The sequence below is a fragment of the Streptomyces sp. NPDC048671 genome, from assembly GCF_055587045.1.
The window spans coordinates 174,485-188,338 of the sequence record NZ_JBVJHB010000011.1 but is presented as its reverse complement, the minus strand read 5'-3'; the positions used below and the strand labels follow the sequence as shown (position 1 = coordinate 188,338).

Annotated in this window: 16 protein-coding genes; 7 read left to right on the top strand and 9 right to left on the bottom strand. The window is 72.8% G+C overall.

All coding sequences use genetic code 11. The features are described 5' to 3' along the window. Nucleotides 1-37 precede the first annotated feature (37 nt). On the top strand, nucleotides 38-1,078 hold the full coding sequence (locus ACZ6S6_RS23595) for an NAD(P)-dependent alcohol dehydrogenase (RefSeq protein WP_469706839.1): 1,041 nt from the start codon (nucleotides 38-40) through the stop codon (nucleotides 1,076-1,078). A gap of 109 nt (nucleotides 1,079-1,187) precedes the next feature. Beyond that, nucleotides 1,188-1,568 carry a DUF6191 domain-containing protein gene (locus ACZ6S6_RS23590; RefSeq protein WP_362959068.1) on the top strand — a complete coding sequence of 127 codons (381 nt, stop codon included), beginning with the start codon at nucleotides 1,188-1,190 and terminating at the stop codon, nucleotides 1,566-1,568. A gap of 168 nt (nucleotides 1,569-1,736) precedes the next feature. On the opposite strand, the gene ACZ6S6_RS23585 is transcribed toward ACZ6S6_RS23590, so the two are convergent. From ACZ6S6_RS23585 to ACZ6S6_RS23575, 3 genes are all read right to left on the bottom strand, one after another. Beyond that, complete coding sequence (locus tag ACZ6S6_RS23585) at nucleotides 1,737-1,952, bottom strand: DUF6243 family protein (protein ID WP_362959071.1); 216 nt, start codon at nucleotides 1,950-1,952, stop codon at nucleotides 1,737-1,739. A 285-nt stretch (nucleotides 1,953-2,237) separates the two neighbouring features. Continuing rightward, nucleotides 2,238-2,840, bottom strand: a complete 603-nt coding sequence (locus tag ACZ6S6_RS23580; RefSeq protein WP_469706838.1) for a phosphatase PAP2 family protein — start codon at nucleotides 2,838-2,840, stop codon at nucleotides 2,238-2,240. After that, complete coding sequence (locus ACZ6S6_RS23575; protein WP_362959077.1) at nucleotides 2,840-3,484, bottom strand: DedA family protein; 645 nt, start codon at nucleotides 3,482-3,484, stop codon at nucleotides 2,840-2,842. The genes ACZ6S6_RS23580 and ACZ6S6_RS23575 overlap by 1 nt, the downstream gene beginning before the upstream one ends. Nucleotides 3,485-3,772: 288 nt before the next feature. Here ACZ6S6_RS23575 and ACZ6S6_RS23570 point away from each other — a divergent pair, with 288 nt between their 5' ends. The 3 genes from ACZ6S6_RS23570 to abc-f all read left to right on the top strand — a co-directional run bounded on the left by ACZ6S6_RS23570 (nucleotide 3,773) and on the right by abc-f (nucleotide 6,966). Then, nucleotides 3,773-4,105 carry a BlaI/MecI/CopY family transcriptional regulator gene (locus ACZ6S6_RS23570; protein ID WP_362959157.1) on the top strand — a complete coding sequence of 111 codons (333 nt, stop codon included), beginning with the start codon at nucleotides 3,773-3,775 and terminating at the stop codon, nucleotides 4,103-4,105. Next, nucleotides 4,102-5,040: a M56 family metallopeptidase gene (locus ACZ6S6_RS23565; RefSeq protein WP_469706837.1), complete on the top strand. Its 939-nt coding sequence runs from the start codon at nucleotides 4,102-4,104 to the stop codon at nucleotides 5,038-5,040. Before ACZ6S6_RS23570 ends, ACZ6S6_RS23565 begins: the two co-directional genes overlap by 4 nt. Nucleotides 5,041-5,322: 282 nt before the next feature. Beyond that, nucleotides 5,323-6,966, top strand: a complete 1,644-nt coding sequence (abc-f, locus tag ACZ6S6_RS23560) for a ribosomal protection-like ABC-F family protein (protein ID WP_469706836.1) — start codon at nucleotides 5,323-5,325, stop codon at nucleotides 6,964-6,966. Nucleotides 6,967-7,041: 75 nt separating this feature from the next. Here the strand turns inward: abc-f and ACZ6S6_RS23555 are convergent, their stop codons facing one another. From ACZ6S6_RS23555 to ACZ6S6_RS23535, 5 genes are all read right to left on the bottom strand, one after another. Next, complete coding sequence (locus tag ACZ6S6_RS23555) at nucleotides 7,042-7,548, bottom strand: NUDIX hydrolase (protein ID WP_469706835.1); 507 nt, start codon at nucleotides 7,546-7,548, stop codon at nucleotides 7,042-7,044. A 57-nt stretch (nucleotides 7,549-7,605) separates the two neighbouring features. Next, entirely contained in the window at nucleotides 7,606-8,016 is a 411-nt protein-coding gene (locus ACZ6S6_RS23550) for a PTS sugar transporter subunit IIA domain-containing protein (protein WP_362959089.1), read from the bottom strand. Further along, nucleotides 8,013-8,627, bottom strand: a complete 615-nt coding sequence (dhaL, locus tag ACZ6S6_RS23545; protein ID WP_362959092.1) for a dihydroxyacetone kinase subunit DhaL — start codon at nucleotides 8,625-8,627, stop codon at nucleotides 8,013-8,015. Before dhaL ends, ACZ6S6_RS23550 begins: the two co-directional genes overlap by 4 nt. Nucleotides 8,628-8,686: 59 nt before the next feature. After that, the gene (gene dhaK / locus ACZ6S6_RS23540; protein WP_469706834.1) at nucleotides 8,687-9,673 is read right to left on the bottom strand and encodes a dihydroxyacetone kinase subunit DhaK; all 987 of its coding nucleotides are present in this window, start codon (nucleotides 9,671-9,673) and stop codon (nucleotides 8,687-8,689) included. A gap of 406 nt (nucleotides 9,674-10,079) precedes the next feature. Beyond that, the gene (locus tag ACZ6S6_RS23535) at nucleotides 10,080-10,475 is read right to left on the bottom strand and encodes a TOBE domain-containing protein (RefSeq protein ID WP_362959098.1); all 396 of its coding nucleotides are present in this window, start codon (nucleotides 10,473-10,475) and stop codon (nucleotides 10,080-10,082) included. Nucleotides 10,476-10,717: 242 nt separating this feature from the next. Here ACZ6S6_RS23535 and ACZ6S6_RS23530 point away from each other — a divergent pair, with 242 nt between their 5' ends. Continuing rightward, the gene (locus ACZ6S6_RS23530; protein ID WP_469706833.1) at nucleotides 10,718-12,223 is read left to right on the top strand and encodes an MFS transporter; all 1,506 of its coding nucleotides are present in this window, start codon (nucleotides 10,718-10,720) and stop codon (nucleotides 12,221-12,223) included. Nucleotides 12,224-12,234: 11 nt separating this feature from the next. Then, nucleotides 12,235-13,266 carry a glutathione S-transferase family protein gene (locus ACZ6S6_RS23525; RefSeq protein ID WP_469706832.1) on the top strand — a complete coding sequence of 344 codons (1,032 nt, stop codon included), beginning with the start codon at nucleotides 12,235-12,237 and terminating at the stop codon, nucleotides 13,264-13,266. A 6-nt stretch (nucleotides 13,267-13,272) separates the two neighbouring features. On the opposite strand, the gene ACZ6S6_RS23520 is transcribed toward ACZ6S6_RS23525, so the two are convergent. Beyond that, nucleotides 13,273-13,773 (bottom strand): tetratricopeptide repeat protein, encoded by a 501-nt coding sequence (locus ACZ6S6_RS23520; RefSeq protein WP_362959107.1) that lies wholly within the window; start codon nucleotides 13,771-13,773, stop codon nucleotides 13,273-13,275. Between the last annotated feature and the right edge of the window lie 81 nt (nucleotides 13,774-13,854).

Here is a 13,854-nt window from a genome sequence, read left to right as displayed (position 1 = left end):
GGCGAGAAATAGAACAGCAGAGGTCAAGGAGGACCCCATGAAAGCCGTCCAGTACCGCACCGTCGGCGCCGCACCCGAGGTCGTCACCGTGCCCGACCCGGAACCCGGCCCAGGACAGGTGCTGCTGAAGGTCACCGCCGCCGGTGTCTGCCACTCCGACATCGAGGTGATGAGCTGGCCCGCGGACCAGTTCCCCTACGATCTTCCGCTCACCCTCGGCCACGAGGGCGTGGGCACCGTAGCCGCACTCGGCGACGGGGTCGGCGGTCTCACGGTGGGCGAGTCCGTAGCGGTCTACGGCCCCTGGGGCTGCGGCACATGCGTCAAGTGTGCCGAGGGCAAGGAGAATTACTGCCTGCGCGCCAAGGAGCTCGGCATCAACCCGCCCGGTCTCGGCTCGCCCGGCGCCATGGCCGAGTACATGATCGTCGACGACCCGCGTCACCTGGTGCCGCTGGGAGACCTCGACCCGGTCCAGGCCGTGCCGCTCACCGACGCCGGCCTCACGCCGTACCACGCGATCAAGCGCTCCCTGCCGAAGCTGGTGCCCGGCGCGACCGCCGTCGTCATCGGCACCGGTGGACTCGGCCACGTCGCCATCCAGCTGCTGCGCGCCATGACGGCCGTCCGGGTCATCGCCCTGGACGTCACGGAGGACAAGCTCGCTCTCGCCCGCACCGTCGGGGCGCACGAGGCCGTGCTGTCCGACGAGCACGCCGCCGCGAGGATCCGTGAGCTGACCGGCGGCATCGGCGCGCAGGTCGTCCTTGACTTCGTCGGAGCACCGCCCACCGTGACCACGGCGGGCGCCGCGGCCGCCATCGACTCCGACGTCACGATCGTGGGCATCGGCGGCGGGGCGCTGCCGGTGGGCTTCGGCTCCCTGCCGTTCAACACGACGGTGAGCGCGCCGTACTGGGGATCGCGCTCCGAGCTGACCGAGGTGCTCGATCTCGCCCATGCCGGTTCGGTCGAGGTGCACGTGGAGACGTACTCGCTGGACGAGGCTCCGCTGGCGTACGAACGGCTGCACGACGGCAAGATCAACGGCCGGGCCGTCATCCTCCCCAACGGCTGACCGCCCGATCCCCTTCCTCAGGCCTGCGGGCCGTCGCACTGTGCGCCGGCCCGCATCGTCGTATCCACGACCCGGGCACGTCTCGCCGCACCCGGTGGATACTGCCCGCATGGAATTCGCCGCGATGATGACGCTGCCCGGACTGGTGATCTGCCTGACCGCGGTCGCCTTCCTCGATCAGCTGATGCTCCGTGCGGGCCGGGCGGGTCTGCTGCCGTGGCGCAACAGCGCCCGGCAGGGCCAGGTGTCGGCGACCGGTTTCGAGCAGTTGCACGCGACCTTCTCGCCCGGCAAGCAGAGCGAGCTCAAGGAGCGGCAGAGCGCCCTGCTGCTGCGCGACGACGAGGAGGACGGCGCCCCGCCCCACCGCTCCACCGTGGACCTCGACGGCGGCCTCGCCGTCATCCGCATGCCCGGCCGCGAGGGTGGTGGCGGTGACGGGGCCGATGATTCTGCGGCTGCCCCGGATGGCCGACCGAGACGCGAGTGATCGGCCGAGAGCTGAGTGGGACCGGCCGTACCCGGTACGGCAGCAGGGCCTCCGTATGGCAGCTGGGCCTTCGTGCGGCAACAGGGCCTCCGTACGGCAGCAGGGCCCGGACCGCGCGTCGCGGTCCGGGCCCTGCCCCGTGCGGTGCCGCGCTGCGGCGGCGGTGCGTCAGCTCTGTGCGGTGTCGTCGCCCGACTGCCCGGAGCCCTCGGCCGCGCCTGCCTTCTCGCGCATCTTGCGCACCAGCTCCGCCTTCTGGTCGGCCGCACCCTGGCGGTCGAGGTTGCGGTGCGGGCCGTTGTTCTGCCGCTCGGCGCGGGACTGCCTCTTGCGCTGGCCGCCGCCCATGCCCACGGGGTTGTTGATGTTCTTGCTCACGGTCATGGGTTCTCCCGGTAATGATGTGAAGTGATCTACGGATTCATCGGTGGGGGATGGGCGGCGACGTCGAAGGACGTCAGCAGAGGCCCATCACGCTCTCACTCGTAAATCGGCGTCTGGAAGAACATGCCAAAGACGTTACCCGGTTCCGCCGGCCCCGCACACCAACCCGAGACGGTCGGGTGTGAGGGCGTCCGTCATCCGGCCGGGGCACACGGATCTCTGCGGGCACGGGAATCAGTTGCGGCACGCCCCCGCGCACGCCCCCGCGCACGCCCCCGCCCCCGCTCACCGCACCGCCACCAGCGGACGCAGCCGGCTGTCGCGCAGCCGGACCACCGCAGGGGCACAGCGCCGCGCCGCGACCGCCAAGGGCCAGGCGACGAGCGCGCCGATCAGCAGCCCGACGAGCACATCGTGCGGGTAGTGCGCCCCGATCCACACCCGGGACGCCGCCATCAGCAGCGCGGCCGGCACCGCGACCGCCCCGAGCCGCCGGTCGGTCAGCCAGATCACCATGGCCGCGGCCGCCGCGATGGCGGCGTGATTGCTGGGGAAGGACCAGTCGCCGAGCGCCGGGCACGCCTCCACCGTCACGACATGCAGCGTCCGGCAGGGGCGTTGTTCGTGAAAGGCGGACTTCACCACGCCGTTGACGAGATAGGCGGCGACCACGACGAGCGGGGCACAGAGCGCCATGGCGGTACGCGCGGGATCCGCGGAACGGGAGCGCCACCAGGACGCGAGCATGAGCACCGCGAACAGGGCGAGCCCGTAGTCCGACCACACGCGGACGGCGGAATCCAGGACGGCGGGGGAGCGCTGGGCCAGCTCGGTGACCCAGGTGTACAGCCCACCGTCGATCGAGGTGGCCGCGGAGGCGAGCCGCATCAGTTGTTGTCTCCTTCGGCGGTGCGCCGGCTGCGGGAGCGGAGCAGTTCGGCGGCGAGAGGGATGAGGGAGACCAGGACCACGACGGCGACGATCGGCAGCAGATAGCGGTCGACATTCGGCACCGAGGACCCCAGCGCGTATCCGGCGAGGACCAGACCGGCCGTCCAGACCACGCCACCGACGACCTGCCACAGGGCGAACACCCTGGCCGGGACGTCGAGCACCCCGGCCAGCGGGTTGAGCACCGTGCGCACGACAGGGACGAAGCGGGCCAGCACGATCGCGCGGGCGTAGCCGTATCTGGCGAGCAGCTCCGCCGCGCGGCCGGCGCCCTCGTGCAGTCGCTTGGAGCGGCTGCGGGCGAGCAGCGCCTGTCCGCCCCGGCGGCCGAGCCAGTAGCCCGTCTGCGCACCGAGCAGCGCTCCGGCCACCGCGGCGATCAGCACCTGCGGCAACGACAGCTCGACCGGACCATGGGTACCGGAGACGCTGAGCAGGCCCGCCGTGAACAGCAGCGAATCGCCGGGGAGGAAGAAGCCGACGAGCAGCCCCGTCTCGGCGAAGAGCACGACGGCGACGCCGAGCGCGCCGAACGTTCCGAGCAGCGAACCGGCGTCCAGCAGGTTCACCGCTTGTGGCATGGTCGCCGAGAGTACGGACACGGTGGAGGGTCTCCCATAATGGTGAGCGGGTGCCCCTGTGGAACACCCGGACTGACTACAGTGATGTAGTCGGTCGACACCACTGTAGACGCCCGAAGGGGGAGGAGAGTTCCCATGCCACAGGTGAACGGGATATCCGGCGGAGAATCCGCCCCCCGGCCGTACGACGGACCGGACACCGGGCAGACCCGCCCGGCCGGGCAGGAGCCCGCCCCACGAACCGCCGCGACCGGTCCCGTCCCGGCGGAGCGGCGCCCCTCGGGAGAGCTGGAGTCCACGATCCTGGCGGCCCTCTGGGCGGCCGGTACCCCGCTCACCGCCGGTCAGGTGCAGGGCGCGATCGGGCCGGAGCTCGCGCGGACGACCGTCACCACCATCCTGTCGCGCCTCCACGAGAAGGGCACGGTCGCCCGCACCAGGTCGGGACGCGGATTCGCGTACACGCCCACCGAGGACGCGGCCGGACTGACCGCCCGCCGGATGCACAGCGAACTGCGCAAGGACGAGGACCGCGGCACCGTGCTCGCGCGGTTCGTGTCGCAGCTCAGCGACGAGGACGAGCGGCTCCTGCGCGATCTGCTCGACGGGGACGCGCGATGATCTACGCCGTATGGATTCCGCTGCTCGTGCCGTTCCTGGTGGTTCCCGCGGCCCGTCGGCTCGCGGACGCCCTGTCGCCCGTGCGGGCCGTGCGGCTGCTCGCCGCGACGGGCGCCGGCCTGGCACTCTGTACCGTGTGCGCACTGGCGCTGCTGGTGGTGCCCGGAGCCGGCCGGCTGTCCGCCGTCGCCGCCGCCGGAGAGTTCGTACGCCCGCTCGCCGCCGCCGAACCGGCCGTCGCCGTACCGCTCGCGGCCGCCGCGCTGGCGCTGCTCCTGGGCTGCGCCGCGGCCGTGACCGGGGCGGCGCGCAGCCACTGGCTACAGCTCCACCGGGCCTCGGGCCCGGGGCGGCGCGACGGGAGCGAGCTCGCCGTGCTGCGTGACACCCGCCCCGACGCCTACGCGCTGCCCGGACGGCCCGGCAGCCCCGGCCGGATCGTCGTCACCACCGGCATGCTGCACGCCCTGGACCCCGCCGAACGGGACGCGCTCCTGGCCCACGAGCGCGCGCATCTCACCGGGCGCCACCACCTGTACCTCGCCGTCGCCGAGCTGTCCGCCCGCTGCCACCCGGCGCTGCGTGCCCTGCGCGCCCCCATGGGATACGCGCTGGAGCGCTGCGCGGACGAGGCCGCCGCGCACGCCGTCGGAGACCGCAGGGTCGCCGCCCGCGCGATCGGGCGCGCCGCGCTGGCCGCCCGGACGGCCGGCGGCGGCTCCGCGCCCCACCCCGCCCCGGCGCTCGGCGCGGTGGCCGGCCCCGTCCCGCGCCGGGTCGCCGCCCTGCTGGGCCGGACCGCCGGGCGCCCGCGCATCGGCCTCGCCGCCGCCGCGACCCTGATCGCCTGCCTGGCCGTCTCTGGAGCGGCCGCTCTCGACGCGACGCACGACCTGCACAGCAGCATCGAGGTCGCCCAGGGCGAGAACCCGTAGTACCCGCCCGGCTTCCGCGTACCCGTTCGGCTTCCTCCCGATCGGGGAAAATGGCCTGACAGCCCACGTGCCCCCGTGCTTAGACTGGCCCCATGGGTTCGTACTACTTCTTCCGCTGATTCCGGCAGGGACACCACAGAGCGACACCGGGTGCGACACCGGGCGTCGCCGGGTGCCCCTCAGGGGCACCCCGTGCGGTGTCCCCTCCGCCCGTTCAGCGTCCTCGTGCGCCGCGCCCGTCATGGGCCGCCGAGGCATGTCATCCCGAGGGAAGAGCGACCCATGTCCCCCAAGCACGACCGCGCCCAGCTGGCCATGAAGGACGTCTCCAAGGCGTACGGAGTCCGCACCGTCCTCGACCAGGTGTCGCTCACCGTCCGTCCCGGCGACCGCGTCGGAGTGATCGGCGAGAACGGCTCCGGCAAGTCCACTCTCCTGCGGCTGCTGTCCGGTGCCGAGACGCCGGACAGCGGTGAGGTCACCGTCCGCTTCCCCGGCGGCACCGGCTACCTCTCCCAGACACTCGCACTGGTCCCCGACCACACGGTTCAGGACGCCGTCGACACCGCCCTGGCCGGACTCCGCGCGCTGGAGCAGCGCATCCGTACCGCCGAAGCCGCACTCGCCGTGCCCGCAGGCCCGGACGACACCCGACTCGCCGCGTACGGAGATCTGCTGACGGAGTACGAGGAGCGCGGCGGCTACCTGGCCGATGCGCGGGTCGATGCCGCGCTGCACGGCCTCGGCCTCGGGCACCTCACCAGGGATCGCCCGCTCGGCACGCTCTCCGGCGGAGAGCGGTCCAGGCTCGCGCTCGCCTGTGTGCTGGCAGCCGGTCCCGAACTGCTGCTGCTCGACGAGCCGACCAACCACCTCGACCTCAGGGCCACCACCTGGCTGGAGGACCACCTGCGCGCCCACCGCGGCACCGCCGTAGTGATCACCCATGACCGGGCGTTCCTGGAGCGGACCACCACCGTCATCGTGGAGGTGGACCGCGATCTGCGCAGCGTCCTCACGTACGGGGACGGCTGGGACGGCTACCGCACGGCGAAGGCGGCCGCCCGGCGCCGCTGGGCGCAGGACCACCAGGAGTGGCTGGACGAACTGGCCCGTACCGAAGAGCTCGTGAGCGCCGCGGGCCGGCGGCTCGCCGGGGCCGGGAAGGACCCGGGGGAGGGCTTCGGCAAGCACCGCCGTTCGCACGAGGCCAAGTTGTCCGGGCAGGTCAGAGCCGCCAGAAGCCGACTGGAGGCGCTGCACAGGGCGCCGGTTCCCGCCCCGCCGCGGCCGCTGCGGTTCACCGCCGCCCTGGAACTCTCCGCCGCCGGCGAACCGCCGGCGGGCCCACTGGTGGAGCTCGACTCCGTCACGGTCGGTGACCGGCTGCGGATGTCCGGACTGCGGGTGGCGGCCGGACAGCGCCTGCTGGTCACCGGACCCAACGGCGCCGGCAAGTCGACCCTTCTGCGGGTCCTGGCAGGAGACCTCGCCCCCGGGACCGGCACCGTGCGCCGGCGGGCCCGGATCGGGTATCTCCCGCAGGAACTCCCCTCCCGGCCCACCCGCCGCACGCTCCTGGCGACCTTCGCGGCCGGACGGCCCGGTCACGCCGACGAGTACACCGACACGCTTCTCGCGCTCGGCCTGTTCCGCCCCGAGGACCTGAGCGTTCCGGTCGCCGACCTCTCCGTCGGGCAGCAGCGGAGGCTGGCGCTGGCCCGGCTGGTCACCCGGCCGGCCGATCTGCTGGTGCTCGACGAGCCGACGAACCACATCGCCCTCGGCCTGGTGGAGGAACTGGAGGCGGCGCTGGCCGCGTACGCGGGAGCCGTCGTGGTCGTCTCGCACGACCGCAGCTTCCGCGGCCGCTTCACCGGCGACCGGCTCGAACTCCACGAGGGCGCACCGGCCGGCGCTCCCTGACCCGCCGGCCGCACCGCGGCCCAGCGGCTCCGGACCGGCCGCACCGCGGCGCAGCCGCTCCGGAGCCGCAGAACCTCAGGACCCGTCGTGCGCGGACGGTTCCCGTCCGCCCGTCACCACGTCGCGCAGCCGGTCCACGAAGACCCGCTGACCCTTGACGAGACGCCGGGCGGCAACCTCCGGCGTGCACCAGGCGAACCGGTCGATCTCCGGGAACTCCCGCCGCACGCCGGACCCCCGTGGCCACTCCATCGTGAACGTCCCCGGAACGGCGGTCGCCGGATCGAGTCCGGCCTCCAGCGCCCACACGGTCACGATCTTGCCGCCGGACTGACGGGACTCGCCCAGCGCCACCCACGCACCGTCCGGGACCGGGTGGCCGAACTCCTCCTCGAACTCCCGCCGGGCCGCGGCCGCCGCTTCCTCCTCGGGGCCGTACTCTCCCTTCGGAACCGACCACGCCGCGCTCTCCCGGCCCGCCCAGAACGGCCCGCCCATATGGCCGATGAGGACTTCCAGACCGGATTCCCCGGTGGTACGGAACAGGAGAAGCCCGGCGCTGCGCCGTTCGTTCGGTGACATGCCGTCAAGTGTGAGTGAACGGCTCGGGAGCCGCGTCCGCCGACACGGCGGCCCGCCCTACACCTTGCGGTAGTCGTACGCCTCCGACGCGGCGGCCGCCACGGCCGAGAGATCGCCGCCCGCCGACGCGGTGACCACCGCGGCCACCGCGCCCTCCACGAACGGGGCATCCACCAGCTGTGCCCCGTCCGGGAGTTCGTCGCCCTCGGCCAGCATGGCCTTGACGGTGAGCACCGCACTGCCCAGATCGACCAGTAGGGCGACACCCGCGCCGCCGTCCACCGACCGGGCGGCCTCCGCGATGAGCTCCGCACTCGTCCCGAGGCCGCCCGCGGGCGTACCGCCGGCGGCGGCCACCGGCGCTGTCGCGCCACCGGCCGCGAGCCCCCTGGCCAGCGCGGCAACCGCCTCGGCCACCGGCCCGCTGTGCGAGACCAGCACGATCCCGACCTGCTTGTCCCCGTTCACGCGTCACCCCCGTCCGCACCGTCGGTCGCCGCGAGCGCGGCGATCAGCAACGCGGAGGACGTGGCCCCCGGATCCTGATGTCCGATGCTCCGTTCGCCCAGATAGCTGGCCCGGCCCTTGCGCGCCTGCAACGGCACGGTCGCCACCGCGCCCGCCCGCGCCGCGTCCCGCGCCGCCTCGAACGACGTCCCCAGCGCCTCGGCCGCCGGCAGCAGGGCATCGAGCATCGTCTTGTCCCCGGCCTGGGCCCCGCCCAGCTGGGCCACCGCCGCCACGCCCGTGCCGAGCGCCTGCGCCAGTTCCCCGAGGGTCACGGTGGGCGCGTCACCCAGCGCCTTGCCCGTGCGCCGCAGCAGCGTCCCGTACAGCGGACCGGACGCCCCGCCGACGGTCGAGATCAGCTGTCTCCCGGCAAGCGTCAGTACGGCCCCCGGCGTCTGCGGCGGTTCCTCTTCCAGGGCGGCCACCACCGCGGTGAACCCGCGCTGCAGATTGCTGCCGTGATCGGCGTCCCCGATCGCCGAGTCGAGTTCGGTCAGGTGCGCCGCCTCGCGGTCCACGGCGGCGGCGGTCGTGGTCATCCAGCGGCGGAAGAAGTCGACGTCGAGCACTTGATCTCCTTGGGTCCATCGAGTGTGACGGCGTACGCTGCAACGAGGGACACGGAGGTTCAACGGCCCCAGCGCAGGGCAGGCGTCTCCACCGGCGCGTCCCAGAGCCGTAGCAGCTCCTCGTCCACCTGGCAGAGCGTCACCGAGCAGCCCGCCATGTCGAGCGACGTCACGTAGTTCCCCACGAGCGTACGAGCCACGGCCACGCCCCGCTCGGACAGCACCCGCTGCACCTCGGCATTGAACCCGTACAGCTCCAGCAGTGGGGTCGCGCCCATCCCGTTGACCAGCGCGATCACCGGCCCGTGCGGGCGCAGGTCCTCCAGTACGGCGTCCACCGTGAAGTCGGCGATCTCCCGCGACGTCATCATCGGACGCCGCGCGCGCCCCGGCTCGCCGTGGATCCCCACCCCGAGTTCGAGCTCGCCCGCGGGGAGGTCGAAGGTGGGGGAGCCCTTGGCGGGTGTGGTCACGGAGCTCAGCGCCACCCCGAAGCTGCGTGACGACTCGTTCACCTGGCGCGCGATCGCCGCCACCCGGTCCAGCGGAGCGCCCTCCTCGGCCGCCGCCCCGGCGATCTTCTCGACGAACAGCGTCGCACCCGTGCCCCGTCGCCCCGCCGTGAAGAGGCTGTCGGTGACCGCGACATCGTCGTTGACGAGCACCTGGGCGACCCGTACCCCTTCCTCGTCGGCGAGCTCGGCGGCCATCTCGAAGTTGAGCACGTCACCGGTGTAGTTCTTGACGACGAAGAGCACACCCGCACCGCTGTCCACGGCGAGAGCGGCCCGCACCATCTGATCCGGCACCGGGGACGTGAACACCTCGCCGGCACACGCGGCCGACAGCATTCCGGGCCCGACGAACCCGGCATGCAGCGGCTCGTGCCCGGACCCGCCGCCGGAGACCAGGGCGGTCTTTCCGGCCACAGGCGCGTCACGCCGTACGACGACACGGTTCTCGACATCCACGGTCAGATCCGGATGGGCGGCGGCCATCCCGCGCAGAGCATCCGCGACCACGGTTTCGGGGACGTTGATCAGCATTTTCAACGGTGACCTCCCAGTAGAGCCATCGGGTGGCGCCCTGATCAGGTTTTAGCAGCTCAGGGGCCGCTTGGCGAGTCGTCGAGTCCGGCAGTGGACGGCCTTGGGGGATCGGGGCCGGTACGGCCGGTGGCGACTCGCCGCCAGTGTACTGACGGCCTGTCATCGCCGGGGTGAGGTGCGCCCGGCGGCTCGCCTCGACCGGTTTGTACCGGACCGGAACTGGTTCGACGCGTCGGCCTCGCCGATGATCCGGTCGTTCGTACCGCTGCCGCTGCGGCAGGTACCAGGGTCTGTCCCCCGGGCAGGCGGACAGCTGGGTGCGGGCACTGGGCGTGCCGTCGTTGCCCGGCGGGATGGTGACCGTCTGCGAGAGGTGGTGGGCGCTCCCTGTTCCGGGTCCGGGTCAGGTGCGGTCGATGTGCACGCTGGTCGACTTCACCCGGGCGGTGGCCTGCATGCCTACCTCAAGGCCGAGTTCCTCGACGGCCTCCCGGGTCAGCAGCGACACGAGCCGGTGCGGACCGGCCTGGATCTCCACCTGCGCCGCCACGTCCCCGAGCTTGACGGCGGTGACGATGCCGGGAAAGGCGTTGCGGGCCGAGGTGTACGACGCGTCGTCCTCGACGGCGCCGCCCTGGGCGACCTCGACGGAGAACGCCGCCAGATCGCGGCCGTCGATGAGCCGGCGCCCGCCGTCCTCGCGGTGGGTCGCCACCCGGCCGGCGTCCGCCCAGCGGCGTGCGGTGTCCGGGCTGACGCCCAGCAGGCGGGCGGCCTGCCCAATGGTGTAGGACTGCATATGCCGCACCTTAGGGTCGCGTGGCTTGCATGTGCAAGCTTTTTCTGTGCATTTCTTGGTGGACATGAACATCCGGCGGCCGCCCTCGCCGCTGTCCGCGTACTGCGGTCGGCCGCCCCGGTCCGCATCCTGCCCGTAACACCGTCCGCATACCGGCGACCCGCGCCAATGTAGCGCGCGGCGCACGGCCGGGTGGCCCTGCCGGGATGAGGAATCGGGGCGTGCGACCTAGTGTGCGAGCCATGGCAGAGAGTGCGGCGTACCGGGGTTCCGCGGGGCGGGGTGCGGAGTCCGCCGCCGGGCCGGACGCACCCGACCCCCGGCGGTGGCGGGCACTCGCGGTATGCCTGGTCGCGGGCTTCATGACGCTGTTGGACGTGTCGATCGTCAACGTCGCGCTGCCGTCCATCCGGGAGGGCCTGCACACCCCGGAGTCCGACCTGCAGTGGGTGCTGTCCGGGTACGCCCTCGCCTTCGGGCTGTTCCTGATTCCCGCCGGGCGGCTCGGTGACGCGCGCGGGCGCCGCGAGGTCTTCATGGCCGGGCTGGTGCTCTTCACACTGGCGTCCGCGGCCTGCGGAGCCGCCCAGTCCAGCCTCTGGCTGGTGATCGCCCGACTGATCCAGGGCCTGGCCGGCGGGCTGGTGTCGCCCCAGATCTCCGCGCTCATCCAGCAGATGTTCTCGGGGCGCGAACGGGGCCGGGCCTTCGGCATGTTCGGCACGGTGGTCGGCACCTCCACCGCCGTCGGCCCGCTGCTGGGGGGCCTGCTGATCCAGGCGGCCGGCGCCGAGGAGGGCTGGCGCTGGGTGTTCTACGTCAACCTGCCGCTCGGAGCCGTCTGCCTTCTGCTGGCCCGCAGGCTGCTGCCGGACACCCCGTCCGCGGGCCCCGTGCGGCTGCGGGACCTCGATCCCCTCGGGATCGTGCTGCTGGGCGCGGGGGTGCTGGCGCTGCTGCTGCCCTTCGTCCAGGCGCAGCAGTGGCGGGGCGACGGGAAATGGCTGCTCCTGCTAGCGGCCGCGGCGCTGCTCACCGCCTTCGTTGCCTGGGAGTCCCGGTGCGGCCGCCGCGGCACCCAGCCGGTGGTGAACCTCTCGCTGTTCCGCGTCCGCTCCTACTGGCTGGGCTGTCTGCTGATCCTGCTGTACTTCGCCGGATTCACCTCGATCTTCTTCATCACCACGCTCTACCTGCAGAGCGGGCTGCACTACACCGCCCTGATGGCAGGTCTCGCGATCACGCCCTTCGCCCTCGGGTCCGCCGCCGCGGCCGGCCCCGGCGGCAGGCTGGTCGGCCGGTACGGGCGCCCCCTCGTCGTCATCGGCATGACGACCGTGGCGGTCGGACTCGGGGCCACCGCGCTCGCCGTCCATCTGGTGCCCGGCAGGGGTGCCGGCTGGGCGATGGCGGCCCCGCTGCTGCTGGCCGGACTGGGCAGCGGCCTGGTCATCGCGCCCAACCAGACCCTGACCCTGTCCCAGGTGCCGGTGGCCACCGCGGGGAGCGCCGGCGGCACCCTCCAGACCGGGCAGCGCGTCGGTTCCGCGATCGGGATCGCCGCCGTCGGCTCGGTCTTCTTCGCCCAGATGGGCTCCGCCGGCTGGTCCAGCGCCTACGACCGCGGGCTGGTCGTCTCCGTCGCCTTCGTGGTGGCCGGACTGATCGTGGCGCTGGCCGACGTGGGCGGCGCACGTCGGGGCAGAAGCCGTACACAGCAGTCCGCCCGCCTTGAGGCCCCGTCGTAGGGAGAAACGCGATGAACGACCCCGCCCGCACCGAACCGGACGGCAACACGGAGTACGGCCACAAACCCTTCAAGCGGTCCAGGAGCCATTTCGCCGACCGGATCACCGCCGACGGCCGCGACGGCTGGCCCGTCGAGGCCGGCCGCTACCGCCTGGTCGTCAGCCGCGCCTGCCCATGGGCGAGCCGCGCCCTGGTCTCCCGCCGGCTGCTCGGCCTGGAGAGCGCCCTCTCGCTCGCCGTCACCGATCCGCTGCAGGACGACCGCAGCTGGCGCTTCACGCTGGACGAGGGCGACCGCGACCCGGTGCTCGGCATCAAGTACCTCGGCGAGGCGTACGACGCGCGGGAACGCGGGTACCCCGGCGGGGTCAGCGTCCCCGCCGTCGTCGACGTCCCCAGCGGCAAGCTCGTCACCAACGACTACCAGCGGATCACCCTGGACCTCGCGACCGAATGGACCGCGCTGCACCGGCCGGGGGCGCCCGACCTCTACCCCGAGCCGCTGCGCGAGGAGATCGACGAGGTCATGGAGGGCATCTACCGCGACGTCAACAACGGCGTGTACCGGGCCGGGTTCGCGACCGGGCAGGACGAGTACGAGGCCGCGTACGGGGATCTGTTCCGCCGCCTGGACCTGGTGTCGGAGCGCCTCGCGGACCGGCGCTACCTCGTCGGAGACACGATCACCGAGGCCGACATCCGGCTCTTCACCACACTGGTGCGCTTCGACGCCGTCTACCACGGGCACTTCAAGTGCAACCGCTCGAAGCTGGCCGAGGACCCGGTCCTGTGGGGCTACAGCAGGGACCTCTACCAGACCCCCGGCTTCGGTGACACGGTCGACTTCCACCACATCAAACAGCACTACTACCGCGTCCACACGGGCATCAACCCCACCGGCATCGTGCCCGCCGGCCCCGACCTGTCGGGCTGGCTGACCCCGCACCACCGGGAGCAGCTGGGCGGCCGGCCCTTCGGTGACGGCACCCCGCCGGGACCGGTGCCGGCGGGCGAGGAGGTCCCGGCGCAGGGGCGGCCCTGAGGGGCTCTACTCCGTCTCGTCCAGACGGTCGGCGTAGTACTCGATCGCGGGGCGGTACGCCTGGACCCGGTCGTCCGCACTGGTGGCCGCCGTGACCCCGAGAAGCGTCCGCACGGCTTCGCGGGAGTCGCCGAGGTTGTACAGAGTCATCGCCAGGAAGGTCAGCAACGAGGCGTCGTGCGCGAACTCCTCCAGACCGCGGCGGAGCACCCCGCGCGCCGCCTCGTAACGGCCCAGCACCCGCAGCGTGCTGCCGAGGCCGAGGAAAGCCCCGTGGCGGTCCTCGGCCGCGAGCCCCGGACCCGCCAGCGCACGCTCGTAGAACGGCACGGCCTGTGCCTCCAGGCCGAGGGAATCGTGCGACCAGGCGGTCTGATAGGCGATCGCCGCGTCCTGCGGATACCTCGCCGCCAGGGCCAGCAGCTGCTGGTGCGCCTGCGGGTCCTTCCGCTCGCGCAGCCGTACCGCCCGCGCCTGCGGCTCGTCGTGTTCGAATTCCGCGCTCATAGCGCCGCACGCTGCCAGGACCGCGGCCGTACGGCAAATCAATGGCAAAGCGCGGCGGCCGGCTCGTCCGCCCACCGGACC

What these genes read in the sequence shown, in the direction of transcription:
- dhaK (WP_469706834.1), bottom strand. Translation starts at nt 9,673, where the DNA reads ATGCTGATCAACGTCCCCGAAACCGTGGTCGCGGATGCTCTGCGCGGG.
- ACZ6S6_RS23525 (WP_469706832.1), top strand. Translation starts at nt 12,235, where the DNA reads ATGAACGACCCCGCCCGCACCGAACCGGACGGCAACACGGAGTACGGC.
- ACZ6S6_RS23595 (WP_469706839.1), top strand. Translation starts at nt 38, where the DNA reads ATGAAAGCCGTCCAGTACCGCACCGTCGGCGCCGCACCCGAGGTCGTC.
- abc-f (WP_469706836.1), top strand. Translation starts at nt 5,323, where the DNA reads ATGTCCCCCAAGCACGACCGCGCCCAGCTGGCCATGAAGGACGTCTCC.
- ACZ6S6_RS23530 (WP_469706833.1), top strand. Translation starts at nt 10,718, where the DNA reads ATGGCAGAGAGTGCGGCGTACCGGGGTTCCGCGGGGCGGGGTGCGGAG.
- ACZ6S6_RS23590 (WP_362959068.1), top strand. Translation starts at nt 1,188, where the DNA reads ATGGAATTCGCCGCGATGATGACGCTGCCCGGACTGGTGATCTGCCTG.
- ACZ6S6_RS23520 (WP_362959107.1), bottom strand. Translation starts at nt 13,773, where the DNA reads ATGAGCGCGGAATTCGAACACGACGAGCCGCAGGCGCGGGCGGTACGG.
- ACZ6S6_RS23585 (WP_362959071.1), bottom strand. Translation starts at nt 1,952, where the DNA reads ATGACCGTGAGCAAGAACATCAACAACCCCGTGGGCATGGGCGGCGGC.
- ACZ6S6_RS23575 (WP_362959077.1), bottom strand. Translation starts at nt 3,484, where the DNA reads ATGCCACAAGCGGTGAACCTGCTGGACGCCGGTTCGCTGCTCGGAACG.
- ACZ6S6_RS23580 (WP_469706838.1), bottom strand. Translation starts at nt 2,840, where the DNA reads ATGCGGCTCGCCTCCGCGGCCACCTCGATCGACGGTGGGCTGTACACC.
- ACZ6S6_RS23555 (WP_469706835.1), bottom strand. Translation starts at nt 7,548, where the DNA reads ATGTCACCGAACGAACGGCGCAGCGCCGGGCTTCTCCTGTTCCGTACC.
- ACZ6S6_RS23535 (WP_362959098.1), bottom strand. Translation starts at nt 10,475, where the DNA reads ATGCAGTCCTACACCATTGGGCAGGCCGCCCGCCTGCTGGGCGTCAGC.
- ACZ6S6_RS23565 (WP_469706837.1), top strand. Translation starts at nt 4,102, where the DNA reads ATGATCTACGCCGTATGGATTCCGCTGCTCGTGCCGTTCCTGGTGGTT.